Origin of the sequence: Deinococcus hopiensis KR-140 (assembly GCF_900176165.1) — a bacterium.
GTDB classification, from domain to species: Bacteria; Deinococcota; Deinococci; order Deinococcales; family Deinococcaceae; genus Deinococcus; species Deinococcus hopiensis.
Window position 1 is genome coordinate 202,484 of the sequence record NZ_FWWU01000007.1, and the last position, 24,248, is coordinate 226,731.

A 24,248-nucleotide genomic window follows, 5' to 3' on the forward strand; every position below is an offset into this window, starting at 1 on the left:
CTCCTGCAAGGAACAGAAGGGAGCGTGTTTATTGAGTTCACGACGGCCTAAGGGAAGGTTGGACTGGGCGTCGAGCGCAGCGAAGTGCAGGAGGTCAGCGTACAGGTCATCCGGAAATAGGTCACTGTTTTGGCTGAGGGCCGTGTGGCACGCTAAAAAGGTGCGACTGACAGACGAGCAATGGTCCATCCTCTAGACTCTGAAGACACGCCCATTCTCATCCCCTCATAGTGCTGTGGAGTTCTTTCGGTGGGTAAAGTGGCAACCGCTGGTTCACACGAAGGGGTAGGGTAGGGGCATGTTTGGTGAGGAGAAGAACTGGGACCTTGATGCTCTGGAACCACCTTTCGAATACAACGACATCAACCCCATTCAGCGCTATCTAAGGGGAGTTATTTCGACATCGAACGACCCAGACCAAGTTTTAAAAGCAGCGGACCTGCTGCTCAATCACATGGGACGGAGGAGACTGGACGATGATTTGATTCAAGGCGTGCTTGGCGCCCTTGTTAAAAAAGTTCGCGAATCTTGATTCCACCCTCAACAATATCTCTCTTCGGCTGGTATTTCATCGACCATGTAGAAAGACAAGGGCAAATCAGCGAAGTATCAAAATAGACAGGGGGCAAAGTACTTTATTGGTGCCCCCTGTCTGATGTTTTTACTTAAGGAGTTGTAGCACCCGGTCTTTTGCTGCTTGTTTCGATCCAGTAAGATCGGCAAATTCAGTCTCTAAAATACAAACTGAAGCCTAAGAAGAAACTGACTTGATGATAATTGTCTCTCAAGCAGGTGATTTTGAAGCTTGCAGGGCCTCTTTTCTGACCGGTGCTTTCTTAGAGGGCGTTTTGGAATTCATTGAAGTGGCGGAAGTGGACATCACCGCTGTGCGAGACGACGGAGAGCCAGGCGACTCATGGCGAGATAGCACCAGGTTTCTGTCGTTTCGGGTAATACCTCAAAGTCTTTTGATAAACGGCGGTTCCGGCCCATCCACGCAAATGATCGTTCGACAACCCAACGTCTCGGAAGAACATGGAAGGCCTTCGGGTCAATTCCCTGTGCCTCGAGGATGTCGGGAGCATAGTGCTTCAACTGCCGCCACCAGGGATACACGACTTCAAACTCCACTTGTAGCTCCTGACTGGCCCAACGCTTAAACTCACCAGTGTATCCCTGATCTGCCCAGATCTTCTTCAAACCAGGGAATTGACCTTTCACCGCCTCTACCAATAAACGTCCACCCTGCCGATCTTGCAGATCGGCAGGGTGGACGACGACTTTCAGCAGGAGTCCAAGCGTATCCACCAGGATATGGCGTTTCCGACCCTTGATCTTTTTATTGCCGTCGAATCCTCTGACACCGCCGTTTTCCGTGGTTTTGCTGCTCCGGCTGTCAATGATCGCAGCATGCACCTCAGCAGTTCGTCTAATATGTTCGCGGTATATGCGTCTGAGTTGATCATTGATCCGTTCCCAGACGCCTGTCAGACGCATCGTACGAAAGTGGTAATGCACGGTTTCCCAAGGCGGGAAGTCATGCGGAAGGGCTCTCCAGGCAATCCCTCCTCGTAGAACGTATAAGATTGCATCCAGGATAAGCCGAGGGTGCCATGTGGGAGGTGCGCCTCGCTTTGGACGAGAGGGCCAGACCTCTTCAAGGAGTTCCCATTCGGCATCCGTTACGTCGGAGTCGTAGGTTCCAAAGGGCATGCCTCAAGGTAATGAGACACCATGAGAACTAATCCATTTCCAAAACGCCCTCTACTACTACAGTTGCAGTTGCCCAAGGAACCTGTTGTTCAAGGGCTTTCTGTCACCAGGCACCTCCCGAGAATTCCCGTGTTTGAGGGACCCAATCGCCAACTGCAACTGTAGTACTACAGGTCATCCGGAAATAGGTCACTGTTTTGGCTGAGGGCCGTGTGGCACGCTAAAAAGGTGCGACTGACAGACGAGCAATAGACCTCTTGCGAAAGTCGTGGGCTAAGCTGGGAGCGTGGAGCGAGACCGTCTGGCACGCACGCTAAAAGTGAATCGCAAGCAGTTTCGTCGACGCACCGGGGTCTACGCGGAAACCTTTGCGGAGATGGAAGAGGTGCTGAGGCGACGCGAAGGACGGAAGAAGAAGTCTGGACGCCCAGCCGCACTCAGCGTGGCGGAACAACTGCTGATGACGCTGGAGTTCTGGCGCGAGTACCGGACCTTCGCGCACCTGGGTGACGACTGGGGCGTGCATGAGAGCACCGTGCACGGCACGGTGGAACGCGTGGAGGCGGCCCTGATCGAAAGTGCGCGGTTCCGGATGCCGAAGAGGCGTATGTTTCAGGAAGCGCAGTTGGTGTACAGCGTCGTTGCCGTTGATGCCTCCGAAGTGCCCTGTAAGCGACCAAAAAAAACAGCGCTGCTGGTAGCGCGGGAAGAAAAAGCGCCACACCGTGAGATTTCAGCTGCTCACCTGCACCGTGACGCAGCGGATCCTCAGCACGGCCACGAGCACTGGGGCCGTTCATGACCTGAAGCTGTTGGGTCAGTCAGGCGTCCGTTTCCCTCACCACACGGCGCTCATTGGAGATGCTGGGTATCAGGGCTTGTGGAGAAGCCACAGGCACGCCATGACCCTTACGTCGCCTCTGTCAGATGAGCAGCGCCAGGACAACCATGTCCTGGCGCATACCCCGCAGGGGACCATACATGTGATCCGGCGCATGAAGATCTTCCGCGTGTTGAAGGGCGTGTACCGACATCGGCGGCGTCGCTTTGCCCTCCGGGTTCAGCCCATCGCGGCGCTGTGCAAGCTGACACGAGCCTGCCAATCATGACTTCCGCAAGAGGTCTAATCATCGTTTGTTACTTCCGAGCGGGACGCAACCTCCCTGTGATCAAGGCTCTGCGTGCTGTTTAAAAAGTGAAACCAATAAAAAACTGCCTATCCGAGCAGCTTTTTGTTCATTCTGCTGGAGTTTCCATGTCCTTGAGCAACTGAGCTCGCGCTCGGCCTTGAACTTCATTGCTGAGCGCCTTCCAGTTGCTGTTCCCGCCAAGCGCATCTGTCAGGAACATATCGACGTGAGTGGCAGCGACTTTATGTCTCTCCTCATCGCCGCCGAGGCGATTTCGGTAGTTGCCAAAGGCGAGAAGGTAGACCTGCATCGCCATTGCTTGAATAATTCTGTCCATTCGCCCACTTTACCCTAAGGGGGTGATTCCGCCGATGCAAACCGACGCACCGAAACAACCAACCGCCGAGGAGATGGGCGCGGTGCTTGGGGTGAGGACTGCGCCTTCGCTAACGCTTCCGCCCAGCGCGCTGACCTGCTGAAGGCCGCCATAGCTCGCGGGTTACTCCCCGGCCAGCGCTGGCAATCAGGGGTACCGCTTGCTTCGCCGGGTCAACGCGGGCGCATGCCTGCGCGCGCAGACTATGGCTGAGCAGCCTGTCACAATCGCCACGGTTAACGACCTGCGGGAGTTCTGGACCAGTACCCTGCAGGACGGCGGACAGGACATGAAGGACCTGCTCAAGGCCAGTGAGATTCTGGGCAAGCGCTTTGGCCTGTTCACGGAGAAGCGCAGTCACAGCGGCAGCATGACCATCCAAGTGGTGTATGGCGGTGAATACCGCTGTCGGGGTGCCCCTGCCAAAGTACCACCCCGCCCAGCGTCAGATCGTCACGAATGCCAAGCGCTTCGGGGTGGTCTGCACTGGACGGCGGCCCGGCAAGACCAAGATGGGGAAGCGCCTGCTCATTGAGCCCGCCCTGCAGGGCAACCCTGTTCGGGCAGGCCTGAAGGCGTGATGAGAGAACCTCCCTGGTGAACGCCTAAAATCCCACCGCCAGCTACACTTTGGGGAATGCCACGGGACATAGCGCAACGCTGGAACGATCTTCGTCTGGAATGCTCCGCTGGACCAGTTCCCCTGAGCAAGCTCACCGAAGCGCTTAGACTGGCCGCGTGGCACGGCCATCTGGAGATGACGGCAGACCTCCTCACGCTCGGTGCAGATCCAAATGCACCTGCTGAAGACGGACGCCTGTCCGCCCTCAGCAGTGCTGTCGAGCAGGGATGGCTGCCCGGCATAGAGTTGATCTTGCAGCGAGGTGGAGACGTGCACAGATGCAACCGTGCTGGACAGACGCTGCTCATGGAGGCCATCGAGGCGCAAATAGAACTAGAGGCTCAGGACGGCAGACCTCGTGACCTCCAGATGCTCCACCTCCTGCTGCGCTACGGCGCTGACCCTACCGTGACCATTGGCGCTGGTCTGACCGCCGAGGCTGTCGCCCGCCGGCATGGCTGGACCGAAGCTGCAGAACTGCTTGTCCTTTGATCAGCGCTGGGATTGTCGGAACTTTCTCCGCTCCCGCCCGGGGCCGCGTCCTCTGTACTCAGCGTGGTTAAGCTCGTCACCGGGCGGCCCAGCACCTCCGGGGCCAGAGCAGCGTGGTTGCGGTAGCTCAAGTAGTCCAGCGTACGGTGCGGCTGATAAGCGACCGCGTTCCCGGTGGGAGTCGGCGTGTGACTTCTTCATCTCCACCTGGGAAGTGCTGTCAGGCAAGCGGGAGGCCTCCACGAAGCTCACGTTCACCCCCTCTGCAACCACGCCAAGTTGACGCTGTGGTCCCGCCCCAGCGTCACGAAGTGGGTGCTCACGCTGTGGAGAACGCTGTACTCGACATTACCGACGCAGGCCTTGTGGATGATGGTCTTGGTGCGGGGAGCGATAGTGGTCAACTTGCTCCCTGAACTAACAGGTGATGGCGTCACAGAGGCGGGAAACTTTCCTGGGATGACCTGCCTTTTTTGCTGTCTTTATAGGCAATATGTCTACTGCCATTAATAGACGAGTCGTCTACTACATTTTGGCATGAGCGAGCTGTCCGAGACGGAGCAAAAGATAAAGGAGGAGCCAGAACATGCGCGGCGGCAACAGGGCATAACGCACGCTGCACTAGCCGGGACACTGGGCATTAAACCCCCATTGATCACTGCTGTCCTGACCCGCAAGAGAGGACGCACACGGAACCAAAGTGATTCCTGTATATGGCTAGATGTATGATGAGGATACAGATCATACCTAGGAGGGCTTAAATAAATATGACTCTCATAACCGTATGATTGAGAATCATTATTATTCCGCTTCATCCCTTAAAGCTTCCTGGATGTACTTGACATGCTTGGTCTCGAAATCGTGGTCCGGCCGAAGGCGCAGCAGTGACTGGCGGCCAGAAGGCTGGGCTCCAGACCATCGATCAAATGATTGCCGTCATGCCAGACGGCCCCATTCGTCTCCAGGACCGGATGGCGCTTCTCCCCGAGGAGGTCAAGCCCAAAACGGCATCCGGTGAGGCCGGTCTTCTCGTCGCTGATCGCCTCACGACCCGTGACGGTCGCGCCTTTGGGACATCCGTCATCACCGAGAAAGGGCGACAGCGGCGGGCAGAGATGCATGCCCTGCTGGCAAGGCAATGAAATCGCCCAAACCCCCCTCAATGCGGACCATGCTGATCCTCACCGGCATCTGGGCTGCTGCCTTTGGGATCGGCTGGCTGTTCTGGCCAAGCAAAGAGGCGGCTCAATGGTTCGGCGTCCCAGCAGCGTTGCTCGTGCTGGGAATGATCTGGGCCATACGCCAGGCAAGGAGTTGGTGCTACGGCCTAGCGCATTTGTCCGAATGGCGCCGTGAGGGATGGCCTTCCACTCACGGCGCCATTCGGACAAATGCGCCTTCAAGTTCGCCCTGCTCGGTCAAAAAGAAGTCCTCTTTTTGACAAACGCTCTAAGCAGCAGTAGAAACGGGGAACCCCCCCCTCGGGACACACGAAGGTGGGGCCTTTTTTGCCTACAAGGTGGGGAAGGAGTTGTGGACGACCAGAGAACTATGTTGCGCCTTTCACCACAATATTGATCGTTGTTCAACTTGGCCTTATCTCTGTCTGGTAGTGTCTCCTGCCGGTCCTATTCACGTCATGAGGAACACGTATGCGGCACCGAGAACCGTACTCCCCACGAGGACAGGCAGCGTGCCGATCTTGAAGCGGAACAGTGCCAAGGTGGCCAGCACCGACAGCACCAGGGTAGGGAGACTCAGGGTGTTCCACTCGGGAACGTAGAGGCGCAGCGGGCCAACGTGCTGTTCCGCTACCCCGCCAAACAGGGTGTGCAGCGCGAACCAGACGCTAAGGTTCAGGATCACACCGACGACGGCGGCGGTGATGGCGGTCAACCCACCTGAGAGCGCCTTGTTTCCCCGAAGCTGCTCAATGTACGGCGCGCCCAGAAAGATCCACAGGAAGCATGGGGCATATGTCGCCCACGTCACGACGATAGAGGCCAGGATGCCAGCGGTGAGCGGGGCCAGACCTTCAGGATGGCGGAACGCCCCGAGGAACCCGACGTACTGCACGACCTGGATCAGGGGACCTGGCGTTGTTTCCGCCATCCCCAGTCCATTGAGCATCTCTCCGGGACGCAGCCAGCCGAACACCTCCACGGCCTGCTGAGCAACGTAGGCGAGGACCGCATAGGCTCCACCGAAGGTCACCACCGCCATCTGGCTAAAGAACTTCGCCTGCTGCCAGTACACGCTGCCAAAGTCCAGGAGCACACCGACCAGCAGCAATGGACCAAACCAGGCAGCCAGGCCCAACCCCCCGACCCTTAGGGTACGCCCCCAGGAGGGGAATACATGCGGGACGGTGTGACGGTTAATCACCGCTTGGTCCTCGGACAGGACAGCTGTTTTCCCCGGTCCGTGCCCCCCGCCACCTGCGAACACTTCAGGGCGGGCACGGCTCCCGAAGTACCCCATCACTCCAGCACTGAGGACTACCAATGGGAAGGGAACGTTGAAGAAGAAAAGGGCAGTGAAGGCCAGCCCTGCGAAGACAACCAGGAGGGGATGCTTCAGGGCGCGGCGACCGATGCGGAACACCGCCTCGAGAACGATGGCGAGGACGGCGGCCTTGAGGCCGAAGAAGACGGCCTGAATGGCTGTCGTCTCCTCATACAGAGCGTAGATGATGCTCAACAGGAGGATCGAGAGGAAGCCGGGCAGAACGAACAAAGTGCCAGCGACGATGCCGCCCCGGGTGCCGTGGAGCAGCCAGCCGATATAGATGGCGAGCTGCTGTGCTTCCGGGCCAGGCAGGAGCGTGCAGTAATTCAGGGCGTGCAGGAAGCGCTCCTCGCTGATCCAGCGTTTCTCCTCTACAAGGATGCGGTGCATCACCGCGATCTGTCCAGCGGGACCACCAAAGCTCTGCAATGCCACGCGCGTCCACACGACGAGGGCCTCTCGAAAAGAGATGCCGTGAGCGGGGGTGGGCACAGCCGCACGGCGGCTAAGCATGGGTTTCTCCCAAGGGTTGATCCGAGAGGGCAGCGTACAGACCATCGAAGAGGGCAAGGCCATTGACCTCCAGTTGTCCGTCCCTCAATCCGGAGGTTACCCAGCCGTCAAGCAGGGCCTCCACGCCAGCGGTTTGACGACGGTTGTACTTCCCGTCCCGCAAGTCGATGCCATGCACGATCTCGGCCAGGGCCGTGAGGGCTCCTTCCGTGAGGTCAAACGCGCGCAGCAGCGTCTCGAAGGTGCAAAGGTCTCCCACCATGGGGGTGAAGTCGCCATTCGGGGTACCGAAGGTGACTTCATCAGGACCCGGGGCCATGGTGTAGCGGATGGCAGCCATAGGGTCAATGAAGCGCTTGATAAGCCAGGCAGAGGCGAGGCGGTCCACATGGGGAGGGGGCCGGGTGACCCAGCGGCGGCCCAGATAGGCAGCGCGAGAGGCGTGGGGAACGGGCATGGGAACCTCCGGGACGGTGAGCACCTGGGCGACGTCCGCGAGGCGCAGGGCCAGCGTTCGTCCTGCCTGAGACTGAAAGAAATCGATCCGGCCGAGCTCGGCGTGGCGTTTGCGCAGCTTCTCCAGCGCGGCCTGGGTCTTGGCCTGGAGGCTTTTGCCGGGCTGGATCAGGGCCTCGAGCGCGCGCAGGTCTTCCTCCAGCTCGGCGTACTCCTCACTGCGGGCGGCGTTGAAGCGCTTGATAAGCTCAGCGTCCGTCAGGCCAAGAAAGCCCTGGACGCGGAGGATGACGCCCTCCCCGCCGCCATGACGAACCTCCTGGGCAAGCCATTGGAGGGCTTCGAGAGGTTCGGGTCGGGAGGACTGTATTGTTCCCGGGGAGTGTGACTGCCCCCAAACGCTTGAGCCGTCGCCAAAGGGCGACACGGGCACTTGACGTGTCCCCACTGGGGCGGGCGGAAGAGAACACCAACCACTCCATATAAAGGAATGTTACAGGTGTTGCGTTATAAAGAAACGTACTTTGCACCTCTCCCTGTGAAGCTGGATTTACGGAGGGCAGCTCCCGCTTGAGGTGACCGGCCACAGGGGTTTGGTTGGGAATTTCTCCTGCGCCAGCACCGCACCGCGGCATTAGCCGTCGCGTCATTGACCTTGGCGTAGCGCAGCGTGGTCTGGATGTGCTGGTGGCCCAGCCGCTTGCGGATAACGCCAGATTGCCGTCCACGAGTTCCGTGGCGTGGCTGTATCGAAGTTGATGGAGCGTGCAGGTGTGGCCTCCACCCTCCGTATACCCCTGTCAGGGGCTCTGCCCACGCTGATAGCGCAGAGGTCTGCCGCGCCTATTCTTCACTGCCTGGAAGAGTCAGCCTTGGATGTAAGCCAGGGTCCGCAGGCAACGCCGCAGGGTGTTGACCAGTTCGGGATCGGCGAGGAGCACGGTGCGTTTTCGGTCTCCCTTTCCAGCACCGTCAGGTGTTCGTTCCCTTTCATCGGGTCGAGGTCTCCAGGTGGAAATTGAGCGCCTCCCCGATCCGCACAGCTGTGCCGAAGACCAGCCGGAACGGCAGAGCAGCCCGTGCCTGCCCTGCGTAAAACTACGCAGGTGCCTAAGAAATGCCCCGCATGGTGCCGCCGCCTGGAGGAATGCCAGAGTGGGCGAATGAAACGGGTCTTGCTGCCTCTGCTCGCCCTGGGCCTGCCCGTTGCCCTTGCCCAGACGACCCCGGCCGCCCAGCCCGCGCCGCAGCCCGTCCAGCTCGCTGCCACGCGCACCGTGACCCAGGTAAGCCTTAGCCTCTCGGCGGCGGTGCGCATCGCCCAGCTTGCTGTTCAGAACTGCGCCCAGGGAGGCTACAACGTCACCGCGACCGTGGTGGACCGCGCCGGGATCACCCTCGCTGTGGCCCCCGCCGAGAATGCTGGCCCCCACACCCTCGACGCCTCATACCGCAAGGCGTACACCCGCGCCTCGGCCCGCAACACCACCGCCGCCATCGCTGAGAACATCCGCACCAACCCCACCTCGGCCGAGCTCGCCCGCATTGACCGCTTCCTCGTGCTGGCCGGGGGCATGCCCATTCGCGTCGACAACGTGGTGGTGGGCGCTGCCGGGGTAGGGGGCGCAAGCGGAACCATCGACGAGAAGTGCGTGACCGACGCCATCACGACGGTCCTGGGTCGGTGAGGCGCGCACTGCTGGCTGCCCTGCTCATCTTCCCATGGGCGGACGCGGGTGGGGCAGCCACCCTCCAGCCTGGCGTGGGCCAGCCCGCCCTGAACGCCGCCCTGGGCCAGGCCGCCGAACGGGGCGACGTGGCCGGGGTCCGCAACCTTTTAAAGCGTGGGGCCTCACCGCGCGCTCGGCGCGCGGACGGCCGCACTGCCCTGACGAGCGCTGCTCTCGGGAATCACGTCGCTGTGGCCCGGATGCTCGTTGCTGCGGGAGCAGACCCGGATCCGCAGGACACGGCCCGGAACAATGCCCTGCTCGTGACCGGTGAAACCGGCAACGTCGGCATGCTCCGCGAGGTGTTGCGCGCAGGGCCGGACCTGACCCGTACCAATCGCTTCGGCGGTACCGCCCTGATTCCAGCGGCCGACCGGGGACACGTCGAGTACGTGCGCGAACTGCTCAAGACCGGTATTGATGTGAATCATGTGAACAACCTGGGGTGGACTGCCCTGCTGGAGGCGGTCCTCCTCGGCGACGGTGATCCCCGCCATACCGAGATCGTTCGCTTGCTGCTCGCAGCGGATGCCAATCCCAACCTGACGGACCGGGACGGCGTGACACCCCTGGCACATGCCAAACGGCGCGGCTTTGCCAGCATGGTGGCGCTTTTGACATCCGGACGTGGGCGTTAAGCCATGGTGGGCGCAGATCCACCGTTTTGTTTCCCAAGGCATCAAGCGGGTGGGGAACGAAAGGTGGAGGAAAACGGGCGTCCTTAAGGAGGATGTACGCACGGCCGCTTCCGGGCACACTGAAACGCAACGGAGAGTGATATGAACCACGAAAAAGCATTCGCTGAATTTGACCGCAACCGAGGAAACTTCGCCGCCACCTGGAACTGGGGATCCTTCGCCCTCGGACCGATCTGGTACCTCTCCAATGGAATGCCGGCCAAAGCGGGGATCTATACCGCTGCTGCCCTCACCCTGATTGCCCTTTCGGGAGGCGCTCTGGCCCTTCCGGTGTGGATCGCGTTTGGACTCCTCGGGTACTACGACCTCTACCTTCTCCAACATCGGAACACGCCGCTGTGGGGGCGTCTCCCCTCGGCGCTGGCCCACCCTTTTTCAGGAGCGCAGCCGGCCGCGAACTTTGAGATGCGGTTCCGGGTCCTGAAGGAGAGCCACGACAAAGGACTGTTGGATGGGGTGGAGTTTGAGGAGAAGCGGGGCCAGCTGCTCAAGCGCCTGGAGCACGAAGAGAAGCTCCAACAGCTGGAGAAGGCGCTGCAGGCCGGCGTATTCACCCAAGAAGAGTATGACGTGAAGGTCCAGCAGTACCTCGGGTCGTAAGCCTTCTTCCGGGGCGAACGGGTCTTCAGCTCAGGAGCCTCGACTTGCCTATTCGCTTTTGCGTGTATTGGAGGGGCAGTACTCCCTGGCTCCAGCCAGGACTCTACAGGCACATTCCACCCGGGATGGTGCCTTTTCTTCCGCCCCCTCCTCGAGAAGGACCTCGCGCTCTGCGCCAGCTGCCGCCGGCCTGGTCCACTGCGCGCAACACCGCCGACCGCCGCCGTGTACCCACAGTCATTCCGGAAAAGGGCCGGCGCTGGTCAACACGCTCGGGGGGGCCAATGCCGAACTCCGGCATGCCCATTTCTGCCACCTCACCCCGGGGCAGCTGCACACCCTGGTCCGCGAACGGCTTACCCACACGGCCAACGGAGCACCCTGATCCGTCGCGAGGCCGCTTTTATCATGTCGTCTGAAAAACAGACCGCCTGTGGGATACCCTTGCACGGCTGCGGACACGCTGCTTGTATTGGCCAGATGGAGCTATTCCCGGGCCTGTTCCCGCTGGGCGAGCAGGGCCGCTTCCACCCGGTTGCGGACCTGCAATTTTTGGAGGATGTTGGTCATGTAATGCTTGACCGTCTTCTCGGTAAGCTCCAGACCGCGCGCGATCTCCTTGTTGCTCTGTCCTGAGGCCACCCCCTCCAGGATCTGCCGCTCTCGGGGCGTGAGGTCATCCAGCGGACGGGCCGATGGACGGGGCGAGCTCATGTCGCGGAGCATGCTGGCCGCCAGGCCGGGCGTCACGTAGACGTCTCCCGCCGCCACGGAAGCGATGATGCCGCGGAGTTCTCGCCCAGAGACGCCCTTGAGCACGAAGCCGCGCGCCCCCGCTTTGAGGGCGCCCAGCACGTCGGCCTCGTCTTCACTGACGGTCAACATGACGATGCGGGTCACGGGGCAGGCGGCGGCCACCGCTCGGGCCCCATTGAGGCCACCTCCGGGCAAGTTGAGGTCCAGCAGGAGCACGTCCGGTAGCAGTCCGGCACACAGGCGTAGCGCCTCGTCGGCGGTGGCGCCCTCACCCACCACCTCGAAGTGTGGATCGGCACTCAGGGTCGCGGCCACACCCTCGCGAAAGAGGGGATGGTCATCCACCAGCACCGTGCGAATGGGATCGGTCATGGGGTCTCCTCCAGAGTTGAGCGAACAGTCAGGGGGAGGTGGACCTGCACGCGGGTGCCGGAGCTTGCGCTGTACACTGCGAACGCTCCACCCAGGCTCTCCACCCGCTCCCGCATGCCCATGAAGCCCAGGCGGCTGCCCTCCAGGTCGATCACCGAGGGATCAAACCCCGCGCCGCCGTCAGACACCTCCAGGAGCAGGGCGTTTTCCAGCGCCCTTGCTCTCACCCACTGCGCCTGTCCACCTGCATGCTTGTAGGCATTGCTCAAGGCCTCACGCACCACCCGGAAAGCGGTGATCTTGACGGGCAGTGGCGCTTGTTGGGGGAGACCGGCCCAGTGTGTGCCGACCTCGCTGCCCGTACGGTTGTGGTGGTCACGTACGGCGCGTTCCAGCGTTTCCTCCAGCGTCAGGGCGTGGAGGGCGGGCAGCCGAACCTCGGTCGCCAGGTCCCGCATGGCCCGCATGGCGCCAGTGAGGGAGCGTTCCAGCGCGGCCAGGTCCTGCTCGGCCTGTTCCCGGTAGGGGCTCTCCAGGCGCTCAGTGCGGGCTGAAAGGCTATCGAGCCGCAACAAGGCATAACTCACATCCTGTGCTGGGCCGTCGTGCAGTCCGCTGGATACCCGTTCCATCACCCGCTCGTGCAACTCCGCAATGCGGGTGGCGGCGCGCTGCACCCGGTCGTGCAACTCCGCGTTCTGGATCATCAGGGCGCGTTGCTCGGCAAGTTGAGCGCCCAAGGCTGCCTGCTGGTGGGCGATGGTGTCGCTGCCCCGGCGGACCAGACCCAAAAGCAGCAGGTAGGCGAGCAGCAGCACCGCCCCCACCAACAGCCAGCTCTCGATCTGGGCCTGACGAATGGCGCGCTCCAGGGGAACAACGCTCTGGTAGAACTCAGCCACCGCAATCACGCGGTCAGACCCTTCCAGGCGCATGGGGGCATAGATTTCTAACAAGCGGTGGTGCTTGGCTTTCAGGTTGACGTTCTCCGCGTCGGTGAGGTCGGAGATGTCGGAAGACACCTCGCCCTTCCAGGCACGCGCCTGATCTTCTCCCACGGAAAAGGTGCGGCCCGCCTCGTCGCCGTATACGACGCGGCCTCCCGGGCCCCAGACTTTGATGCTTACAATTTCGTGGCCGAGCGGCGTGGTGGTAAAGAGCCGCTCCAGTTCAGCCTTTTCCCGCGCGCTCAACCAACGCTGCCGCTTCAGACCTTGAAGATGCGTGACGATGAAATTCTCGACGTAGAGCGCGGCGGCCGCGGCCGCCCGGTGGGTAACGCCGACCTCAATCTGTCGTCCCACCCACCAGCCGATCAGGAGCAGGCTCAGGAGCAGCACCAGCAGGCTCGCCAGGCTGTACTGCCGCGCCAGATTCCACGGCCTCGTGATCAGCGAAGGGCCACGCCGGGGAAACAGGGAAGCCCCGGGGAGCAGTCTGAGCGCCATGCCCCATTATCCTCTGCCGCCGCCCTTGGGGATCAGACCAAAGTCGGGTGGGGTCTGGGGCGATGGTCCGGGGACCTGCCCCCGTCTGCGGTCCATGTCGGCGGAAAGGAGCGGTGCCTACAGTGAAGGCACCCAAGGAGGTCCCTATGAAGCGCAACACCATTTCTTCCATCATCGCCTTGTCCAGCCTGCTCATCCTGACACCCGCCCTTGCCCGCGAAACCGAGTCCGGGCGTCACGGTCGCCATACCAATCAGACCACTGTGCAGAAGGTGGTCCGCAACGCCTCTGTCTCTGCCTCGCGTGAAGCCGAACCCCGCGATGACCGGGGGAACCATAAGGAAGTGGGGGATGACCGTGGTCGGGGTGGACATCAGGAGCTCGGCGACGACCACGGCAACCATGGCGGCGGGCACCGCTAAGCAGCAACCATTCGCGAGATTCCGGGCCGTCCTCTGGGCGGCCCAGAACAGTGACTGAAACGTCCAGAAGGCGCGCCCGAGGCAGGAATGCTGGGCTTCACCTTCCTGGCAGGGATCTGCACCGTCACGCACGTGCCCGCGCACAGTCCATGTCGACGCCCCGAGATCCCCAGCAGCGCCGGTCCTCTTCCCGCTTCACATCCTCACGACGGCGAAGCCATCAGGTCAGGCCGCAGCGCCTGCGCGCCGTCCAATCATCACCTCCTCGTGGAGGGTTGTCACCTCACCGGCAAGCAGGGCCCCAAGGAAAACCGCGTTCGGCCAACCAGCAACATCCTCTTCCGTTCCACTGGGTACAATGCAGGCCCCAGGCCATCGGTGTCGTGCTGTCCAGCGTGGTCGACGACGGCACCTCGGCCCTGCGGACCATCAAGCACTTCGGCGGTACCACCGCCGTGCAAGACGCTGAATACAGTTCCATACCGCTCAGCGCACTGAACCAGATGGACGTGGAACATACCGTTCGCGCCCGCGACCTCGGTGCGCTCCTCGTCCGCCTCCTGGGTGAACCCGTTTGAAATGGGCAGGGGTAACGGTCAGCGAGGACGAGCGGCGGCGCGTCGAGATAAAGGTCAGTATTGGGGGGCAGCGACGCTTTTCGCAAGGGCGTGATGGCGCTCGGGCAGCTCACGCCCCAAACCTGCCTGGTCTGCGGCGGCGTGCTGGCGGAGCTCAAGGAGAGGGGGCCCGGTACCATTGCCACACCGGGCACGCCTACACCCCGGATGCCCTGCTCGTTAGCGTGACCGAGCACGTTGAGGAGACCTTATGGCGGACCATGCGGACGCTGGAGGAAGCGACCACACTGCTGAAAAACACTGGTGCGGCATTGCGGAACAACGGTGAGGTTCACCCCGCACAGTCCTACTGGTGCAGGGCCCACGGGCTGAAGCTCCGGGGCCGCACCATTTTTGAGCACGTGGTCAGGACCGGAGGCCCGGATTCAGGAGCAGCTCAAGCGGGACGCCCGATTGGACAAATGAGGCCGCGCTGGGTCTTCCCGACACCAAGTCTCCCGTCACTGGCCCTGCTCCCTGGCGTCCCCCCTAAAGCTTTCTCCCTCCTGCGCCACCTTGGAAAAGACCGACGTCAGGTCCTCCAGGGTCATCAGGTGTAGGGCCTGCACGCCGCCTGAGTCCAGCACGGGCCACGCCTCCACCTTCGTCTTCCGTATGCCGACCCCAGGCATGTCCAGGTCGATGATGTACTGAGAAAGCGGCATATCCACCGCGACCATGTCGCGGAGCTTCTCGCGCAATTCCCACTGGTTGAGCTGCTGGCTGCCGATGTCATACAGCCGCTGCCCGCGGGCCTGCTCGGGGGAGACGCGCAGCAGGCTGTACAGGGCGCGGTTGGCGGTGACCACCCGCAGTTCGTCGTCGAAGACCACCATCGGCGTGAGGATGGTGTTGAGCAGCGCCTCCGAGTACTGCGCGGAGTGGTTGAGCTTCGCTTCCAGCGATTTGACCGCGTCGATGTTCGTGAAGGCAATGACGACGCCATCGATGAAGTTGTCGGAGGTGCGGTACGGGCTGATGCGCATCAGGTACCAGCGGTCGTCCGTTGCGCGGACCTGCATTTCGAGCGGCGTGAGGGTACTCAGCACCTGCCGAACGTGGTGTCCGAAGTCTGTGCCGTTGAGCTTCACGCTGATGTCGCTGAACTGCCGCCCAATGTCGGTCGGGATCAGGTTCATGACCTGGGTGATCTGAGACGTGAAGCGCTTGATGCGCAGGTCGTTGCCCAGGTACAGGGTGGCGATTCCGGCGCTTTCCAGCAAGTTCTTCATGTCGTCATTCGCCTGCGCGAGGTCGTGAATGATGCCCTGGTGCTCGGCGCTCGTGGTGATCAGTTCCTCGTTCACGGACTGCAGCTCTTCTTTGGAGGTCAGCAGTTCCTCGTTGGTGCTCTTGAGCTCCTCGATGGTCGTCTGGTACTCCTCGTTGGTGCTGCGCAGTTCCTCTGTGGAGGTGATGTTCTCTTCCAGCGTCGTCTGCAGCGTCTCGCGCAGGTGGTGCAGTTCCCGCACGAGGGCTTGGACCTGATCCACCTGCTCGGGCGCGGCCTCCAACGTGTCCTCCGCGGGCCGCTCCTCAAAGATGATCAGCAGCGTGGGTTCTCCCTCCTGCACGTCCGGAGCGGAGATGAGCTGCACCGTCACGTCCAGCAGGTAGGGTTGCTGCCCTTCGCCCGTCTGCACGTCACGAAGGGTAATGGCGTGCTGTTCCTTCAGCACCCGGCGTATGGCGGAGGACAGTTCGAAACGCAGTCCGTCCCGCACCATGTCGAGGACATTGTTCGTACCGCTGCTGCCGGACGGCAGTTCGAGGTAGCGGCTCGTCCGCCCGTTCACGTACAGGATGTTCCCCTCCGCGTTCACCGCCACGGACGGGGGAGCGTACTTCGCGAGGAGCAGCCGCTGGATGTGCTGCGGCAGGTTCACGGTGCGTAATCGGCGGTCTGCTCGCGGCGGCAAACCCTGATGGGGAAAGTGGCCCGGACCGCTTGAGCCCGCTTCGATGGGAAGCGTGCCGGAGGCTCCCGGCCTGCGCCGATAGAGTTTCCAGCGGGCATCCAGAGGACTGAACCGCTCGTCGGAAAGTCCGGGCGTCTCGCTCGCCCCCAGAAACAGGAGCCCGCCCGGCTTGAGGGCGTAATGGAACACCGAGAGAATCCGTTTTTGCAAGTCGGCGTTCAGGTAGATCAGCATGTTGCGGCAGCACAGCAGGTCCAACTGCGTGAAGGGCGGATCACCAAAGGTGTTATGCCGGGCAAATACAATCATGTCCCGGATCAGGCTGCTGACCTGGTAACCGCCCTCCCCGAGGGAGAAGTAACGCTGCAGCCGCTCAGGAGCCACCGTCTGCTCAAGGTCGCGGGGGTACAGGCCCAGGCGGGCCTTCCCGATGGAGCGGGGGTCGATATCCGTGGCGAAGATTTGAACCGTGACGGGACCCGTCCAGTTGGGCTCCTGAATAAGCTCGTGCAGCACAATGGCAATGCTGTAGGCTTCCTCGCCGCTCGCGCAGCCGACGCTCCAGACGCGAATGGCTTCTTCGCCGCGTTCCTCCTGGGTGAGGGACCTCCGCAGGCGGACCTTGAGCAGGTCGAACGCCTCAGGATCACGGAAAAAGCTGGTCACGTTGATGGTGAGGTCGTCGAACAGGGCGTCGACTTCACCCGGATTCTGCTGGAGGTGCCCGAGGTACTGCGGGAGGGTGCCCAACCGGTGGGCCTTCATGCGCCGGTCAATGCGGCGGAGCAAGGTGGCCGCCTTGTACCGGCTGAAGTCCTGCCCGGTGCGTTCCCGCACGAGGAGCAGGACCTTCTGGAGGTCCGCGCTGGAGACCGCTTCCGGTTCGGACTGCAACAGGCGTTCGTGCGTGACGAGCTGGTGCAGGCGCGGCGCGAGTTCATCCGGTGGCAGGATGTGATCGGCCAGGCCCGTGGCAACAGCGCTGGCCGGCATGGCCGGGTAGTCCGCGGTTTCCGGGGACTGCACCAGCACAAGGCCGAAATTGTCCTTGATGGCCCGGAGGCCGCGCGTGCCGTCCGTACCCATGCCCGACAGAATCACCGCCACCGAGCGCTCTCCCTGATCAGCAGCGAGGCTGCTGAAAAACACGTTGATGGTGTGACCCTGAGCCTCGTCGGACTCACGCAGGAAGAACGTTCCGTTCCGGATGAGGACGCTGAACCCACCGGGCGCCACATACACGTGGTCCGGAAGGGCAGGCATGCCGTCCTCGACCTCCACCACGGGCAAGGAGGTGCAGCGGCGCAGCAGGTCCGGCATGAGGCTTTCCCCGTTTGGACTCAGGTGCGAAACCACCGCGAAGGCCATGCCGCTGCCAGGCGGCAATCCCAGGAAGAACCGTTCGTAACCGTCGAGCGCGCCGGCGGAGCCCCCAATTCCCACGATGGCGGAGGGCTGGGTGGAGGTGGGCAGGGGAGTGGGCGTCAGTTCATCTGGCATGGGCGTCCTATCAAGAAGTGCGGAGGGGCATGTCGCAGGGATTCCGTCTTAAAACGGCTCCAAGCGGACGACTCACTCTAGTGGTTGCGGAGAACACCGAATGGTCGCGGGACGTGCCGACACCTCCCTTGACGCGCGGGGTGACGGGAGAAGCACGTGCGTGCTCTGCTACTCTTCCGTCTCTTCCTATAAGATCTGGTCTGGAGCGTGCAGGAGAGGCCTGTTGCTGTTGCGGTGAAAGGTGTCATGAACGATCAAAAGAACGAGCAGGCCCAACGGAAGCTGCGTGAGCAGGCTGAGCTCAAACTCGAAGACGCAGTTCCTGAGGTCTTGCCGTTGGTTGAGACGCCGGAAGCCCTCCGTCATGAGCTCTCGGTGCGTCAGATCGAGCTGGAGCTGCAAAACGAGGAGTTGCAGCGTACGGTCCAGAAGCTCCAGGAAGCCCACGAAAAATACGTCGGGCTGTACGACTTTGCACCGGTCGGGTACTTCACCCTGGACGGGAACGGTGCGATTGTGCAGGCGAACCTGCGGGCCAGCCGCATGTTGGGGGCAGAGGGATCCCGGCTGCTGGGACGCCGCCTCGCCCAGTTCACCGCTCCAGACTCGCGCACCACCCTGGCCCACTTGCTGGCTCGCCTGCACGCCAGTCAGGAGGAGCTCGTCGCAGAACTGCGCCTGCAGCGTGGCGACGGCTCCACCTTTCCGGTGCGGCTGGAAGGCCAGGCGTACGCGCCGGCGGGCAGCCTGGTTGCGGTGACGGACATCACCACCGAAAAGGCGGCGCAGGAGGACCTGCTGCGGCTGAACGAGACGCTGGAGGCGCGGGTCGCGGAACGCACGGCCAAAATCCGGGAGCTGAGCACCGAACTGCGGATCGTGGCGGTGGCGGTCGCGGAAGACCTGATGGCCCCGCTCCGGCGCGTCGCCTCCTTCGGGGAACTGCTGAAGCGCGACGTGGTTAAAGACAGCGAGGCGTCACTCAAGCACCTTGAACTCATCTCCCGCTCGGTCGGGCAGATGGAGGAACTCACCACAGCGCTCCTGGAGTACACCCGGGCCAGCCACGGGCGTCTGCGGCTCACGCCACTTGATCTCAACCGCGTCTTTTCTGAAGTCCTGAAGGACTTGCGGCCGCAGATGGAAGGCCGGAAGGTATCCCTCACCTCCGGTTTGTTGCCGACAGTGCAGGGCGACAGCAACGCGATGCAGCAGGTGTTCCTCGAGATGCTGCGCAACGCCCTGAAGTTCACGGCCACCCGCGAAGAGGCCCAGATTCACGTTCGCGCCGAGGAGACAGAGGCGGAATTCATTCTGCGCTTTGAGGACAATGGCGTGGGCTTCAACAACCGCCACAAGGACAAGCTGTTTCAGGTGTTTAAGCGCCTGCACCCAGAATCCGCCTTCCCAGGGACGGGGATGGGGCTGGCCGTCGTGCGCCGAATCTGCACCCGCTTCGGTGGGCGCGTCTGGGGTGAGGGCCGCGTAAATGAGGGAGCCACGCTTTTCCTCGCCTGGCCGAAACAGCCGCACGTACTGGACTGAGACAACGCCCATCGGGGTTAGGGCCCTTCGGCCTCCGCCGGTGCCTCACCCTGCAGGTTGAGCAGGCGGTCTCGCCCAGTCTGTGCCGTGCGCAGGGCGTCTTGCCGAACGCGCCCTCCCCGCGCCCGGGCGTCCTGCGCTTCCGCCCGGTACGCATCGGCCAGCTCGGGCTGGCCCGCCTCCTCGTGGTGCTTGGCCAGGTGCTCGAGCAGCATCACGTCTTCGTCGAGCGTCCGGGCAGCGTTCCAGAGGCTCGCCTCAACCGAGGACCGCAGTTCACTCAGGAGGCCCACGGCCGTGTAGGCGTGCCCGGTATGACAGCGGAAGCGCAGCGTGTTGCCTTCTCTGAGGCGTATCAGCACCCCGTGACACTCGGGGCAGGTAAAGGTGGACGGTGACCCGTGGGTCAGCAGGCCGGAGTGAAAGGCGTTGTCCCCGCTGGCAATGCCGACTTCCAGTTCCAGCCGCTGCCATTCCTCGTCATTCATGCCTTGGATCTCCTGAGGGGGGACGGACGGACCCAGCAGCCGCTGTAGGGTCGGGGCGATGTCGCGCGCGTAGGGCATGGCGTCCACAGTGACGATCCTCAGGCCGCTGAGCGGCATGGAGTCAAACTCAGCGTCCTCGGGATGCTGCGCAATCGCTCGTCCCCCCAGCTGCTTGATGGTCCAGAGGCCGGACGCACCGTCGTCGAGCATGCCACTCAGCAGGACGCCAACAACGTTTGGGCGGTGCGTGTAGGCAGCGGAGCGGAAAAGCACGTCAATGCTGGGCCGCGAACGGTTTTCCTTCGGCCCGCGTGACAGGCGCACGCGGTCGGCCGCGACCAGCAGGTGATGGTCGGGAGGCGCGACGTAGATCTGACCGGGCAACAGGGCCTCGCCCTGCTCGGCGTGCCGGGCAGGGAGGGGACCACTGCGGCTGAGGATGTCGGGAAGATGGCTGGGGTAGTCCGGGGAGACGTGAATAACGACGAGAACAGCAGCGGGGAAGTCCTGAGGCAGATTCGCGGTGATCTCACGGAGGGGAACGAGCGCTCCGGCAGATCCCCCGATCACAACGACGGGTACGGATGACATACGAGCATCGTGGGTGCAAGGCACGTTTAGCGGGTGCGCTTTTGCCCCAAGGATGTTGAGGCAGGGCACATACGAGCGGAGGGAGCGCGAAGGGTTCGCAACTTTTCTCCCGGAACCTGCCTTGCTCGGTCCGGTTCTGGCAACCCAACCTCGGCGAGGCCGGTGTAGCGCGGTGGGCGACTTGATTCTCAAGCCGCCCCTGCATGGCCCCGTTCCGGAGGAAAAGCACTTCTGTTGGGCTGCTTCATCGGTGGTGCGGGGAACAGCCCGCCGAGTATGGCGGGAAAGATTTGAGAGTCGGGCGTCCATGCAAAAGAAGAGCCGAGTTTTTACCCGGGCAAATCGGGCATTGCTCACGTGTCGAAGCGAGACATTCCAACGCAGAAGGTGTTTTTGCTTCCCGTCGTCTAGGCCTCAGTGACGTCCACGGCACGAGAGGGACATGTCCCTGTCAGACAATAAGCACCATGGCGGACCTGACTGGAAAAGTAATTCTCGTAACGGGAGCCTCACGCGGTATCGGTGCTGCGACAGCCCGGACACTGGCCCATGCTGGAGCGCAAGTCATCATCCATTACGGACGGAATGCTACGGAAGCTCAGGTGCTCGTAGAGGACTTGGGTCACGACCATGCCCTGCCACTCGGCGCTGACCTCTCTCAGCCTGGAGCGGCGGCTGAACTCTTCCAAAGAGCCGCTGCGTGGCAGGGGCGCGTGGACGTGCTGGTTAACAATGCCGGGATTGCTCCCACGGCCACCGTTGACGATCCGGTGGGTGAATGGTCGGCTGCCTGGGCCAGCACGCTGCAGGTGAACCTGGTCGCCACAGCAGATCTTTGCCGTGAAGCCATCTTGCACTTCAGGGAGCGTGGGGGCGGAATCATCGTGAACGTCGCCAGCCGAGCCGCTTTTCGGGGAGATAATCCCGACGCGATGCACTACGCGGCCTCAAAGGGAGGCGTTATTGCACTGACGCGCTCAATTGCCAGGGGGTATGCCCGTGAGAATGTGCTGGCCTACGCTGTTGCGCCCGGCTGGGTAAGCACCGATATGGCGCAGGCGTATATCGAGGCGCATGCGGACACCATTGCGCGTGAAATTCCCCTGGGTGAGGTTGTCCCTCCGGAAGAAGTCGCCAACACGATTGCCTTCGTCGCTTCAGGCCTGGTTCGGCACATGACGGGCGCAACCTTGGACCTCAATGGCGCCTCCTACGTACGTTGAGTGTCTGGGCGCCGGCCGATGAACGAGGACGGGGCCGAAGAGCAAGGAACGGCGCCCGGAGAACAGGGCGGCGAGGCGGACCCGGCCGCCCTGTTCATCCAAGGCGTCCGGTCCTGGAGCAGGGCGCAGGGGTGTTGCTGCTGTACAGGAGGAACGGGAACCGGCCGTATCCGCACGGCCAGTGCGTCCGGTGATAATGGCTTTGCAGGCCGCACAGGACCACCTCGACGCCCTTATGGCCCCGCAGGAACGACTCTGCCCTGGACTGGGGGGAGCGCAAAGCAGCAGATGGCCTGAAGGCAGGTGAGGAGGACACTACACTTTCACGCTGAGCCGTTACCGATTCTTCTTGCCCGTTCCATTCGGCCGCAGCCCACCCGCCTCATTTCCCACAAGAACCCACGTTCTCGGAGGTTTGCGCATGACCGACGCCCAGGACACCCCTCGGGGCACCCTTTCGGTGCAGATGTACACCTTTCGCAACGCTCACCCAGCAGACCCTTCGGCCACAATCGCGCAGGTGGCCGGGATCGGCTTCAAGTACATCGAGCCCTTCGGTATAGGTAACCGCCAGCAGGTCCCCAATGCGCGAATGGCAACGGCAGCTGCGACACGCCGCGCGCTTGACGACCATGGCCTGAGGGTCTCGTCCGTTCACTCCGCTGCACCATATGGACCCGAGACAGAAGCGATCCTCGACGAGTTGGAATTGATAGGAGCCAACCTGGCTTTTGCCTCATGGTCTGGTGAAGTGCACGGCTTCGATCGGGATGCCCTCTCGACGCTCGGCAGTACGCAGCGTTTCGCGGACGCCATGAACGAAGCTGCTCAGAATGCGAGCAGACGGGGAATTCGCATCGGCTACCACAACCACTTCTGGGAGTGGAACACACTGGAAAACGGACACTCCGCCTATGAGACCCTCCTCAACCTGCTCGACCCGGCGGTGTTTCTCGAGATGGACACCTACTGGGTACGTACAGCAGGGCAAAACCCCGTTGAATTGCTTGAGCGATTTGGGGACCGCGTTCTGGCACTCCACATCAAGGATGGCCCTGCAACGCAGGAGGGAGATCAGGTGCCGCTGGGCGGTGGCGTGGTGGATTACCGCGCGGCGCTCCTCGCTGCGCCGTCTGCACAGTGGCACGTGCTGGAGATGGACCGCAGTGCAGGAGACGTCTTTGCCGACGTTGAGCAGAGTGCCAAGCGTCTGATCGAGGAAGGCCTGTCCTCCTGGGAGTGATCCGCGGACCTCGGAGTTGCTCCCTTCCGTTCAGGCCGTGTCCTCCCAACACCAGCTGCCTCACCTGAATTGAGAACCAGTGCTCAGGTCACCACACGCGTCCCCCCTCACCCAAGGACGGCACCATGACCCACAAGATTGGCATCATTGGCACCGGAAACATCAGTGCCGCCTACCTCCGAGTCGCCCGTGAACTCGGATTGTTCGAAGTCAGGGCTGTCACCGATCTTGACCTCGACCTCGCCCGTGCCCGGGCTGTGGAGTACGGAACGCAAGCTGCACCGCGGGATGAGCTTCTCGCTGACCCGGAGATCACCGCTGTTGTGAATCTCACCCCACCCGCTGCACACGCGGAGGTCAGCATGGAAGTTCTGCGCGCCGGGAAGCACGTCTACAGCGAGAAACCTCTGGCCATTGAGCGGGAAGACGGTTTGGCCATCCTGCGCGAAGCTACCGGGCGTGGCCTGCGGGTCGGCTGCGCACCAGATACTTTCCTCGGCGCCGGGTTTCAGACTGCGCGCGAATTGCTCGATGCTGGCGCCATTGGACGTCCCGTTGCTGCCACTGCCTTCATGATGGGCAGTGGGCCGGAGAGCTGGCATCCCAACCCGGCGTTCTTCTTTCAGCGGGGCGCAGGCCCGCTGTTCGATATGGGACCGTATTACCTGACGGCCCTGGTCCACCTCCTGGGACCGGTGCAGCGCGTGAGTGGCAGTGGCATACGTGCCCTGGAAGAGCGGGTGGCGGGCCACGAATCTCGCCGCGGGGAGCGGATTTCGGTCAACACGCCGACCCACGTCACCGCCCAGCTGACCTTTGAGGGAGGTCAGGCCGCGACGTTCATCTCCAGCTTCGACGCGCACGCGAGCGAACTGCCGCGCATGGAGCTGTACGGCACGGAGGGGACGCTCAGCCTCCCCGATCCCAACACCTTCGGCGGTCCGGTCAGACTTCGCCGCCGGGGAGCGGAAGAATGGGAGACGGTGGAACTCAAGCGCCCCTTCCAGACCAACGCGCGTGGCATTGGTCTGGCCGACATGCTCAGCGCCATCGCACACGGCACATCCCACCGGGCAAGCGGCGACCTTGCCTTCCACATCCTCGACATCATGCACACCACGCTGGAAGCGTCAGCGGTGGAGCGCACACTGACGCTAAGCAGCTCGGTGCAGCGGCCCGAAGCGCTGGAGACCCAGCCGGCTTGGTTCACGCACCCGGGCAGCGTGCCGCCCGACCAGATCTGTTGATGCCGAGGTTGATTTGAGACGCGACCGCAAAGGAATGAC

The 24,248-nt window shown here is 62.3% G+C and carries 25 protein-coding genes and 1 pseudogene; 17 read left to right on the forward strand and 9 right to left on the reverse strand.

Going from position 1 to position 24,248, the window contains the following annotated elements; genetic code table 11:
- The first annotated feature begins 298 nt into the window (after positions 1-298).
- On the forward strand, positions 299-532 hold the full coding sequence (locus B9A95_RS31955; RefSeq protein WP_139806630.1) for a hypothetical protein: 234 nt from the start codon (positions 299-301) through the stop codon (positions 530-532).
- Positions 533-879: 347 nt separating this feature from the next.
- Here B9A95_RS31955 and B9A95_RS09565 read toward each other — a convergent pair whose 3' ends face one another.
- A complete protein-coding gene (locus B9A95_RS09565; RefSeq protein WP_084046777.1) occupies positions 880-1,713 on the reverse strand; it encodes an IS5 family transposase in 834 nt (277 codons plus the stop codon).
- 286 nt (positions 1,714-1,999) lie between these two features.
- Here B9A95_RS09565 and B9A95_RS09570 point away from each other — a divergent pair, with 286 nt between their 5' ends.
- Together B9A95_RS09570 and B9A95_RS09575 are read left to right on the forward strand one after the other, a co-directional pair.
- Positions 2,000-2,515 carry a transposase family protein gene (locus B9A95_RS09570; protein WP_139806631.1) on the forward strand — a complete coding sequence of 172 codons (516 nt, stop codon included), beginning with the start codon at positions 2,000-2,002 and terminating at the stop codon, positions 2,513-2,515.
- A complete protein-coding gene (locus B9A95_RS09575; protein WP_245808228.1) occupies positions 2,466-2,822 on the forward strand; it encodes a transposase family protein in 357 nt (118 codons plus the stop codon). The genes B9A95_RS09570 and B9A95_RS09575 overlap by 50 nt, the downstream gene beginning before the upstream one ends.
- Positions 2,823-2,949: 127 nt before the next feature.
- On the opposite strand, the gene B9A95_RS09580 is transcribed toward B9A95_RS09575, so the two are convergent.
- Entirely contained in the window at positions 2,950-3,180 is a 231-nt protein-coding gene (locus tag B9A95_RS09580; protein WP_084046779.1) for a hypothetical protein, read from the reverse strand.
- A 428-nt stretch (positions 3,181-3,608) separates the two neighbouring features.
- Between B9A95_RS09580 and B9A95_RS31960 the strand changes: the two genes are divergently transcribed.
- Complete coding sequence (locus B9A95_RS31960) at positions 3,609-3,800, forward strand: hypothetical protein (protein ID WP_139806632.1); 192 nt, start codon at positions 3,609-3,611, stop codon at positions 3,798-3,800.
- Between the two features lie 56 nt (positions 3,801-3,856).
- The gene (locus B9A95_RS09590) at positions 3,857-4,333 is read left to right on the forward strand and encodes an ankyrin repeat domain-containing protein (RefSeq protein WP_084046782.1); all 477 of its coding nucleotides are present in this window, start codon (positions 3,857-3,859) and stop codon (positions 4,331-4,333) included.
- A 254-nt stretch (positions 4,334-4,587) separates the two neighbouring features.
- On the opposite strand, the gene B9A95_RS33510 is transcribed toward B9A95_RS09590, so the two are convergent.
- Positions 4,588-4,737, reverse strand: a complete 150-nt coding sequence (locus B9A95_RS33510) for a hypothetical protein (RefSeq protein ID WP_170928549.1) — start codon at positions 4,735-4,737, stop codon at positions 4,588-4,590.
- A 480-nt stretch (positions 4,738-5,217) separates the two neighbouring features.
- Between B9A95_RS33510 and B9A95_RS09595 the strand changes: the two genes are divergently transcribed.
- Together B9A95_RS09595 and B9A95_RS31965 are read left to right on the forward strand one after the other, a co-directional pair.
- The gene (locus B9A95_RS09595; protein WP_084046784.1) at positions 5,218-5,475 is read left to right on the forward strand and encodes a hypothetical protein; all 258 of its coding nucleotides are present in this window, start codon (positions 5,218-5,220) and stop codon (positions 5,473-5,475) included.
- 29 nt (positions 5,476-5,504) lie between these two features.
- A complete protein-coding gene (locus B9A95_RS31965; RefSeq protein WP_139806633.1) occupies positions 5,505-5,774 on the forward strand; it encodes a hypothetical protein in 270 nt (89 codons plus the stop codon).
- Positions 5,775-5,965: 191 nt separating this feature from the next.
- Here B9A95_RS31965 and chrA read toward each other — a convergent pair whose 3' ends face one another.
- Positions 5,966-7,354 (reverse strand): chromate efflux transporter, encoded by a 1,389-nt coding sequence (chrA, locus tag B9A95_RS09600; RefSeq protein ID WP_084046786.1) that lies wholly within the window; start codon positions 7,352-7,354, stop codon positions 5,966-5,968.
- Positions 7,347-8,243 (reverse strand): chromate resistance protein ChrB domain-containing protein, encoded by an 897-nt coding sequence (locus B9A95_RS09605; RefSeq protein WP_084046788.1) that lies wholly within the window; start codon positions 8,241-8,243, stop codon positions 7,347-7,349. Before B9A95_RS09605 ends, chrA begins: the two co-directional genes overlap by 8 nt.
- 730 nt (positions 8,244-8,973) lie before the next feature.
- Here B9A95_RS09605 and B9A95_RS09610 point away from each other — a divergent pair.
- The 3 genes from B9A95_RS09610 (at position 8,974) to B9A95_RS09620 (ending at position 10,838) form a co-directional block, all read left to right on the forward strand.
- A complete protein-coding gene (locus tag B9A95_RS09610) occupies positions 8,974-9,498 on the forward strand; it encodes a GlcG/HbpS family heme-binding protein (protein ID WP_084046790.1) in 525 nt (174 codons plus the stop codon).
- Positions 9,495-10,178, forward strand: a complete 684-nt coding sequence (locus tag B9A95_RS09615) for an ankyrin repeat domain-containing protein (RefSeq protein WP_245808229.1) — start codon at positions 9,495-9,497, stop codon at positions 10,176-10,178. Before B9A95_RS09610 ends, B9A95_RS09615 begins: the two co-directional genes overlap by 4 nt.
- Positions 10,179-10,319: 141 nt before the next feature.
- Positions 10,320-10,838, forward strand: a complete 519-nt coding sequence (locus B9A95_RS09620; RefSeq protein WP_084046792.1) for an SHOCT domain-containing protein — start codon at positions 10,320-10,322, stop codon at positions 10,836-10,838.
- Positions 10,839-11,324: 486 nt separating this feature from the next.
- Here B9A95_RS09620 and B9A95_RS09625 read toward each other — a convergent pair whose 3' ends face one another.
- Both B9A95_RS09625 and B9A95_RS09630 read right to left on the reverse strand, forming a co-directional pair.
- A complete protein-coding gene (locus B9A95_RS09625) occupies positions 11,325-11,966 on the reverse strand; it encodes a LuxR C-terminal-related transcriptional regulator (protein ID WP_084046793.1) in 642 nt (213 codons plus the stop codon).
- On the reverse strand, positions 11,963-13,414 hold the full coding sequence (locus B9A95_RS09630; RefSeq protein WP_084046794.1) for a sensor histidine kinase: 1,452 nt from the start codon (positions 13,412-13,414) through the stop codon (positions 11,963-11,965). The genes B9A95_RS09625 and B9A95_RS09630 overlap by 4 nt, the downstream gene beginning before the upstream one ends.
- A 146-nt stretch (positions 13,415-13,560) precedes the next feature.
- Here B9A95_RS09630 and B9A95_RS09635 point away from each other — a divergent pair, with 146 nt between their 5' ends.
- The 3 genes and pseudogenes from B9A95_RS09635 (at position 13,561) to B9A95_RS36150 (ending at position 14,414) form a co-directional block, all read left to right on the forward strand.
- Entirely contained in the window at positions 13,561-13,836 is a 276-nt protein-coding gene (locus B9A95_RS09635) for a hypothetical protein (RefSeq protein WP_084046796.1), read from the forward strand.
- A gap of 87 nt (positions 13,837-13,923) precedes the next feature.
- Positions 13,924-14,139: pseudogene (locus tag B9A95_RS37020) on the forward strand (chemotaxis protein CheB); the annotation flags it as partial.
- Between the two features lie 80 nt (positions 14,140-14,219).
- Positions 14,220-14,414, forward strand: a complete 195-nt coding sequence (locus B9A95_RS36150; RefSeq protein ID WP_281255833.1) for a chemotaxis protein CheB — start codon at positions 14,220-14,222, stop codon at positions 14,412-14,414.
- A 500-nt stretch (positions 14,415-14,914) separates the two neighbouring features.
- Here the strand turns inward: B9A95_RS36150 and B9A95_RS09645 are convergent, their stop codons facing one another.
- Positions 14,915-17,872 carry a CheR family methyltransferase gene (locus B9A95_RS09645; protein ID WP_084046799.1) on the reverse strand — a complete coding sequence of 986 codons (2,958 nt, stop codon included), beginning with the start codon at positions 17,870-17,872 and terminating at the stop codon, positions 14,915-14,917.
- A 246-nt stretch (positions 17,873-18,118) separates the two neighbouring features.
- On the opposite strand from B9A95_RS09645, the gene B9A95_RS09650 reads away from it, so the two are divergent.
- Positions 18,119-19,417 (forward strand): sensor histidine kinase, encoded by a 1,299-nt coding sequence (locus B9A95_RS09650; RefSeq protein ID WP_084046800.1) that lies wholly within the window; start codon positions 18,119-18,121, stop codon positions 19,415-19,417.
- A gap of 17 nt (positions 19,418-19,434) precedes the next feature.
- On the opposite strand, the gene B9A95_RS09655 is transcribed toward B9A95_RS09650, so the two are convergent.
- Positions 19,435-20,496 (reverse strand): chemotaxis protein CheB, encoded by a 1,062-nt coding sequence (locus tag B9A95_RS09655; RefSeq protein ID WP_245808230.1) that lies wholly within the window; start codon positions 20,494-20,496, stop codon positions 19,435-19,437.
- Between the two features lie 467 nt (positions 20,497-20,963).
- Here B9A95_RS09655 and B9A95_RS09660 point away from each other — a divergent pair, with 467 nt between their 5' ends.
- From B9A95_RS09660 to B9A95_RS09670, 3 genes are all read left to right on the forward strand, one after another.
- A complete protein-coding gene (locus B9A95_RS09660) occupies positions 20,964-21,719 on the forward strand; it encodes an SDR family NAD(P)-dependent oxidoreductase (protein WP_084046803.1) in 756 nt (251 codons plus the stop codon).
- A 421-nt stretch (positions 21,720-22,140) separates the two neighbouring features.
- Positions 22,141-22,962, forward strand: a complete 822-nt coding sequence (locus B9A95_RS09665; RefSeq protein WP_084046804.1) for a sugar phosphate isomerase/epimerase family protein — start codon at positions 22,141-22,143, stop codon at positions 22,960-22,962.
- Between the two features lie 125 nt (positions 22,963-23,087).
- On the forward strand, positions 23,088-24,209 hold the full coding sequence (locus B9A95_RS09670) for a Gfo/Idh/MocA family protein (RefSeq protein WP_084046806.1): 1,122 nt from the start codon (positions 23,088-23,090) through the stop codon (positions 24,207-24,209).
- Positions 24,210-24,248: the final 39 nt, after the last annotated feature.

What these genes read in the sequence shown, in the direction of transcription:
- B9A95_RS31965 (WP_139806633.1), top strand. Translation starts at nt 5,505, where the DNA reads ATGCTGATCCTCACCGGCATCTGGGCTGCTGCCTTTGGGATCGGCTGG.
- B9A95_RS09635 (WP_084046796.1), top strand. Translation starts at nt 13,561, where the DNA reads ATGAAGCGCAACACCATTTCTTCCATCATCGCCTTGTCCAGCCTGCTC.
- B9A95_RS09620 (WP_084046792.1), top strand. Translation starts at nt 10,320, where the DNA reads ATGAACCACGAAAAAGCATTCGCTGAATTTGACCGCAACCGAGGAAAC.
- chrA (WP_084046786.1), bottom strand. Translation starts at nt 7,354, where the DNA reads ATGCTTAGCCGCCGTGCGGCTGTGCCCACCCCCGCTCACGGCATCTCT.
- B9A95_RS09650 (WP_084046800.1), top strand. Translation starts at nt 18,119, where the DNA reads ATGAACGATCAAAAGAACGAGCAGGCCCAACGGAAGCTGCGTGAGCAG.
- B9A95_RS09645 (WP_084046799.1), bottom strand. Translation starts at nt 17,872, where the DNA reads ATGCCAGATGAACTGACGCCCACTCCCCTGCCCACCTCCACCCAGCCC.
- B9A95_RS09655 (WP_245808230.1), bottom strand. Translation starts at nt 20,496, where the DNA reads ATGTCATCCGTACCCGTCGTTGTGATCGGGGGATCTGCCGGAGCGCTC.
- B9A95_RS09665 (WP_084046804.1), top strand. Translation starts at nt 22,141, where the DNA reads ATGACCGACGCCCAGGACACCCCTCGGGGCACCCTTTCGGTGCAGATG.
- B9A95_RS31955 (WP_139806630.1), top strand. Translation starts at nt 299, where the DNA reads ATGTTTGGTGAGGAGAAGAACTGGGACCTTGATGCTCTGGAACCACCT.
- B9A95_RS09580 (WP_084046779.1), bottom strand. Translation starts at nt 3,180, where the DNA reads ATGGACAGAATTATTCAAGCAATGGCGATGCAGGTCTACCTTCTCGCC.
- B9A95_RS09630 (WP_084046794.1), bottom strand. Translation starts at nt 13,414, where the DNA reads ATGGCGCTCAGACTGCTCCCCGGGGCTTCCCTGTTTCCCCGGCGTGGC.
- B9A95_RS09625 (WP_084046793.1), bottom strand. Translation starts at nt 11,966, where the DNA reads ATGACCGATCCCATTCGCACGGTGCTGGTGGATGACCATCCCCTCTTT.
- B9A95_RS09565 (WP_084046777.1), bottom strand. Translation starts at nt 1,713, where the DNA reads ATGCCCTTTGGAACCTACGACTCCGACGTAACGGATGCCGAATGGGAA.
- B9A95_RS09610 (WP_084046790.1), top strand. Translation starts at nt 8,974, where the DNA reads ATGAAACGGGTCTTGCTGCCTCTGCTCGCCCTGGGCCTGCCCGTTGCC.
- B9A95_RS09670 (WP_084046806.1), top strand. Translation starts at nt 23,088, where the DNA reads ATGACCCACAAGATTGGCATCATTGGCACCGGAAACATCAGTGCCGCC.
- B9A95_RS09660 (WP_084046803.1), top strand. Translation starts at nt 20,964, where the DNA reads ATGGCGGACCTGACTGGAAAAGTAATTCTCGTAACGGGAGCCTCACGC.
- B9A95_RS09590 (WP_084046782.1), top strand. Translation starts at nt 3,857, where the DNA reads ATGCCACGGGACATAGCGCAACGCTGGAACGATCTTCGTCTGGAATGC.
- B9A95_RS31960 (WP_139806632.1), top strand. Translation starts at nt 3,609, where the DNA reads ATGGCGGTGAATACCGCTGTCGGGGTGCCCCTGCCAAAGTACCACCCC.